The organism is Actinomadura formosensis NBRC 14204 (assembly GCF_001552155.1).
In the GTDB taxonomy this organism is placed as follows: domain Bacteria; phylum Actinomycetota; class Actinomycetes; order Streptosporangiales; family Streptosporangiaceae; genus Spirillospora; species Spirillospora formosensis.
The window spans coordinates 1-4,233 of sequence record NZ_BCQQ01000243.1 but is presented as its reverse complement, the minus strand read 5'-3'; the positions used below and the strand labels follow the sequence as shown (position 1 = coordinate 4,233).

1 protein-coding gene is annotated in these 4,233 nt (G+C 70.1%); it reads left to right on the top strand.

Features of this window, described 5'->3' with window-relative positions; all coding sequences use genetic code 11:
- Nucleotides 1-62: 62 nt before the first annotated feature.
- Nucleotides 63-4,233, top strand: a 4,171-nt coding sequence (locus AF1_RS32045) for a type I polyketide synthase (RefSeq protein WP_169804073.1), incomplete at its 3' end; no start/stop codon positions are given.

The window sequence follows — 4,233 nt, the reverse complement described above, 5'->3', positions numbered from 1 at the left end:
CACTTCCGGCTGGCGGCACAATGCTCACCGTTCACACGAGCGAGGAAGCCCTCCTGCCTCTTGTGGAAGGGCATGAGGACGTTGCGGTTGCCGCGACGAACGCGCCGGGCTCCACCGTGGTGTCGGGCGATCGCGCCGCCCTCGAACAGGTCGCCGGGGTCCTGGACGAGCAGGGAACCAGGTATCAGTGGCTGAAGGTCAGCCATGCCTTCCACTCGCCTCTAATGGATCCGATCCTGGACGAATTCCAAGAGGTGGCAGCCGGGCTCACCTACCACCCCACCACCATCCCGATCATCTCCAACCGCACCGCGTCCGCGGTCACCGACGAACAGCTCAGCAATCCCGGCTACTGGGCCCGGCATATCCGTGACACCGTCCGCTTCCACGATGGCATCTCCCATCTCGACCAGACCCAGCACCCCACCCTTTATCTCGAAATCGGGCCCCGGCCCACCCTCACCACGCTCGCCCACCAGACACTCCCCACCGGCCCGGCCATCCAGCCGACGCTTCACCACCAACAGCCCGACAGCATCGCCTTCCACACGGCGCTGGCCCATGTGGCCACCCGTGTCCAGGCGGTGCGTACGCTTGCCGGGCCGCCGCCGGAGACTCCGCCGCCGACGTATCCGTTCCAGCACCGGCGGTTCTGGCTCTCCAGCACGTCAGGGGAAGCCGCGGACGTCACGAACCTCGGTCTCGAGGAGGCGGAGCACCCGCTGCTGGCCACCACGACCGCGCTCCCCGACGGGGGCTGGCAGGCCACCGCCCGGCTCTCCCTCGAAACACAGCCGTGGCTCGCCGACCACGCCGTCCACGGGACCGCACTCCTGCCAGGCACCGCGTTCGTCGATCTGGCGCTTCACGCGGCACAGGCCGTCCAGTGCGCCTCGCTCGAAGAGCTCACGCTGCACGCGCCGCTGTTCCTCGCTCCCGGCCGTCCGCGCGACCTCCACATCAGCGTCACGTCTCCGGACGGGGCAGGCCGCCGCAGGATCAGCATGCACGCGCGTACGAGCGACGCGGACCAATGGACGGAGCACGCCACCGGTGTCCTCGCCCAGGCCGGGGAGCTTCCGGACGTGCCCGTGACCGAGCCGCCGTCCGGTGCCGAGCCCGTCGATCTCACCGGGATCTACGAGCAGTTGGCCGAGCACGGCTACGACTACGGGCCCGCGTTCCAGAACTTGCACGACCTGCACCGTGACGGTTCCACCTTCTACGGCCGAGTGCGGCTGTCGCCCGACCTGGCCACCTTTGGTTATGGCGTCCACCCCGCCCTCCTGGACGCCGCATTGCACCCGCTCGCGATCCAGGGCACGAGCGACGGAGAGACGCCGCTGCCCTTCTCCTGGCGCGATGTCCGGGTCTCCCCGTCTGAAGCCACGGAGTTGCTGGTCCGCATCGCGGTGAACGAGCCGGGGTCGGTGGAGGTGGACGTCACCGACCTCTTCGGGGAACCGGTGGCGTCCGTCAGCGGACTGGCGATGCGCACTGTTTCCGCAGAGGAATTCCGCCGCGCCTTCACCGAGCGGCACGACAACTCGCTGTTCCGCATCGAGTGGGTCCCGGTCATGGGCGACGCCGCAGATACGGTCACCGACCACGAAGTGCTGGACGTCCCGTCCGGTGAAGCGCCGCTCGCCATTTCCGAACTCGTCCTCGACTCCGTTCAGCGGTGGGTCGCGGAGGACCGTCCTGCAGATGCTCGCCTGGTGGTCGTCACCCACGGCGCGGCGGGGCCCGGAGCCGATGACCTCGCGCAGGCACCCGTTTGGGGGCTCGTCCGCGCGGCCCAGTCCGAGCACCCGGACCGGATCGTTCTGCTGGACGTCGGCGACGAGCAGGCGGCTGACGAGGTCGTCGCCGCCGCCCTCGCGCTCGGACTGCCCCAGCTCGCGCGCCGCGACGACGGCTTCGTAGCCCCGCGCCTGGTGGCGGCCTCGTCCACGCCCCGGGACCGCTCCGTCGAAGGAACCGTCCTGATCACTGGTGGCACCGGAACCCTCGGTGCCCTGGTCGCCGAACACTTCATCACCGAGCACGGCGCTGCTCATCTGCTCCTCACCAGCAGGCGCGGGCTGGACGCCCCAGGCGCAGCCGAACTTCAAGAGCGCCTGGAAGGTCTGGGCGCGCACGTCACGATCGCGGCCTGCGACGCCGCCGATCCCGACGCATTGGCCGAACTGCTGGCCGGTATCCCGGACGATCAGCCCCTCAAGACCGTCGTCCACGCGGCCGGCGTCCTGGGCGACGCGCCCCTGGAAAACCAGACACCCGAACGGCTGGCCACTGTGTTCCGGCCCAAGGTCGACGCCGCGTGGAACCTGCACCATCAGACCCGCGACCTGGACGCGTTCATCCTGTTCTCCTCGGCCGTCGGCACCCTCGGCAATCCCGGCCAGGCCAACTACGCCGCCGCCAACACCTACCTCGACGCCCTGGCCACCCACCGGCAGCGCGAAGGCCAGCCCGCAACCTCCATCGCGTGGGGACTGTGGGAACACGCCAGCGCCATGACCAGCGCACTCGCCGCAACCGACCACGCACGGCTACGACGGTCCGGTATCACACCACTCACCGACGAGCAAGGTCTCGCGCTTCTCGACGCCGCGCTCGGCTCCGCTGAGCCCCACCTCGTCGCCGCACCGATCGACCTTGCCGCGCCTCTCGTCTCGCCCCTCACGGACGGGCCGCCACACCGGAAGGGCCGCCGGACGACCGGTCACGGCACGGGGCTCGCGCGCCGCATCGCAGGGCTGCCCGAGGCCGAGCAGAGGCGCCTGCTGGCCGAGCTCCTCCGCACCCATATCGTCGCGGTCCTCGGACTCGACGCGGACGCCGTCCCGGACCTCAACGTCCCCTTCCAGGAACTCGGCTTCGACTCCCTCGCCGCCGTGGAACTACGCAACCTGCTCGGCAAGTCCACGGGCCTGCGGCTCACGACGACGCTCGTCTTCGACTATCCGACCCCGAGCGCACTGATCACCCACCTGCGGGACGAACTGACCGGCGCCGAGCGCACCGCCGCCGTCCCGCGCTCGACGCGGACCTCGTCCGACGAGCCGATCGCGATCGTCGGCATGGCCTGCCGCTACCCCGGCGGCGTCCGCTCCCCGCGCGACCTGTGGCGGCTCGTGGCCTCCGGGACGGACGCGGTCGGCGAGTTCCCGGCGGACCGGGGTTGGGGCGACGACCTGTTCGACCCGGACCCGGAGCGAACCGGGAAGTCCTACGTCCGGCACGGTGGCTTCCTGTACGACGCCGGCGACTTCGACCCCGCCTTCTTCGGCATCAGCCCGCGCGAGGCCCTCGCCATGGACCCGCAACACCGGCTGCTCCTGGAGGCCTCCTGGGAGACGATGGAAAGCGCCGCGATCGACCCGGCCGCCCTGCGCGGCCGCCAAATCGGCGTCTTCACAGGCGTCATGTACGACGACTACGGCTCCCGTGTCGCCCGTTCGTCCGGTGGCCTGGAGGGTTATCTGGTCAGCGGAAGCGCGGGGAGCATCGCGTCCGGACGGGTCGCCTACACCTTCGGCTTCCAGGGCCCCGCGGTGACGGTGGACACGGCGTGCTCGTCGTCGCTGGTCGCGATGCATCTGGCGGCACAGGCACTGCGTTCTGGTGAATGCGAGATGGCGCTCGCCGGAGGCGTCACCGTGATGGCCACGCCTTCGGTTTTCCTGGAATTCAGCCGCCAACGTGGCCTGTCCCCGGACGGACGCTGCAAGTCGTTCTCCGCCTCCGCCGACGGAACCGGCTGGGGGGAAGGCATCGGCGTCCTGCTGCTGGAACGGCTCTCCGACGCCCAGCGCAACGGCCACCTCGTCCTCGCCGTCGTCAAGGGCTCGGCCATCAACCAGGACGGCGCCAGCAACGGACTCTCCGCCCCGAACGGCCCCTCGCAGGAGCGTGTGATCGAGCAGGCCCTCGCCAATGCGGGTCTCACCGCCGATCAGGTCGACGCGGTCGAAGCGCACGGCACCGGCACGACGCTGGGCGACCCGATCGAAGCCCAAGCCCTGCTCAGCACCTACGGGCAGCACCACACCGCCGAGCGGCCTCTGCACCTGGGATCGATCAAGTCGAACATCGGCCACACGCAGGCGGCGGCCGGAGTCGCGGGCGTCATCAAGATGGTGCAGGCCATGCGGCACGGAACGCTTCCGGCGTCTCTGCACATCGACCAGCCTTCGACCCACGTCGACTGGGATTCCGGGCACGTCG